This window comes from Mycobacterium sp. TH-M106 (assembly GCF_057473765.1).
Map to the genome: position 1 here is coordinate 1 of NZ_JBYCLE010000252.1, position 1500 is coordinate 1500.

Consider the following 1500-nt stretch of genomic DNA (forward strand, 5'->3'; position numbering starts at 1 on the left):
CCTCGATGACCGCCAAGCCACCGATTGCCAAACTGACATGCCTGTCGGCGTCTTCTGCTTTGAGGAAACCCGCGTCAAGGGTTGTCAATTGGTCCACCACCACCACCTCCCGCCGTTATAGGCAACTTGGGCCAACACCATTCGCCGTGTGCGTGTGATCACCTGAGTTGGCCCCAGTTGGGTCGTTTTTCTGCATGAATTTTGGCTCCACCTGGGCGGTGATCCGCTGGGCGGTGGGCTCAGCGTGTCGTCGCGAATATTGGCCCCACCCGGGATGCGATTTCCACGTCAGTCGTCATCGACGTGGAGGTTGGGAATGGCACGGTCGAGGGTGGAGCTGTTCGAACAGATCAGGCGTGACAACCGGGTTGAGGAGTTGTCGATTCGGGAGTTGGCCCAGCGGCATCGGGTGCACCGGCGCACGGTGCGCCAGGCGTTGGCCTCGGCGATCCCGCCGCCGCGCAAGGCATACGCGAGCCGGCCGCGGCCGGCGATAGATCCGTATGTCGAAGTGATCGACTCCTGGCTGCTGGGCGACCGCGAGGTGCCGCGCAAGCAGCGCCATACCGCACGTCGGATCTGGCAACGGCTGGTCGTCGAGCACGGCGCACAGATGGCCGAGGTGACCGTGTCGCGCTACGTCACCCACCGCAAAAGCGAGCTGGGTCTGGACAAGGTCGAGGTGATGGTGCCCCAGACCCACGCCCCGGGGGCCGAAGCCGAGGTCGACTTCGGCGAGTTCTACGCCACCATCGCCGGGTTGTTGACCAAGGTGTGGATGTTCGTGATGCGCCTGTCGCACTCGGGCAAGGCATTCCATGTTGCATTCGCCACCCAGGCTCAGGAGGCGTTCCTGGAAGGACACGTGCTGGCCTTCGAGCATTTCGGTGCGGTGCCCGCCCGGATCCGCTACGACAATCTCAAGCCCGCGGTGGTGCGGGTGCTGCGTGGCCGCGACCGGGCCGAGTCCGAACGATTCATTGCCCTGCGCAGCCACTACGGTTTCGACGGGTTGTTTTGCACCCCGGGCAAGGACGGCGCCCACGAGAAGGGCGGCGTGGAAGGCGAGATCGGCAGGTTCCGCCGCCGCCACCTGGTGCCGGTGCCCAAGGTCGCGTCGTTGGCTGAGCTCAACGACTTGATCGCCGTTGCCGATTGGGCTGATGACGCCCGGGTGATCACCGGCCGCCCGGTCACCATCGGCGCGGCGTTCGCCGCTGAACGCCCGCACCTGGCATCCCTGCCCGATGAGCGGTTCGACACCGCCCGGCTGCTGCAGGCCCGGGTGGACACCCGGGCGCGGGTCTGTGTGCGGCAGTGCTATTACTCGGTGCCGGTGCGCTATGCCGGGCGGCGGCTACCGGTGCGACTGTCGGCGACCCGAGTCGAGGTCCTCAACGACGCCCAAGTGGTGGCCGCCCACGAGCGAGTGGTCGGCAAATACGCCCAGGTCCTCGTCTTGGATCACTACCTGGAAGTGCTCAAGATCAAACCGGGTGC

At 65.7% G+C, this 1500-nt stretch carries 2 protein-coding genes; one reads left to right on the forward strand and one right to left on the reverse strand.

All coding sequences use genetic code 11. The annotated features are described in order from the left end of the window. Window positions 1-97: hypothetical protein (locus tag AC2VOP_RS08725; protein WP_486960588.1), on the reverse strand; the 97-nt coding region annotated here is incomplete at its 3' end. Window positions 98-316: 219 nt separating this feature from the next. Between AC2VOP_RS08725 and istA the strand changes: the two genes are divergently transcribed. Then, window positions 317-1500: IS21 family transposase (gene istA / locus AC2VOP_RS08730; protein WP_486960587.1), on the forward strand; the 1184-nt coding region annotated here is incomplete at its 3' end.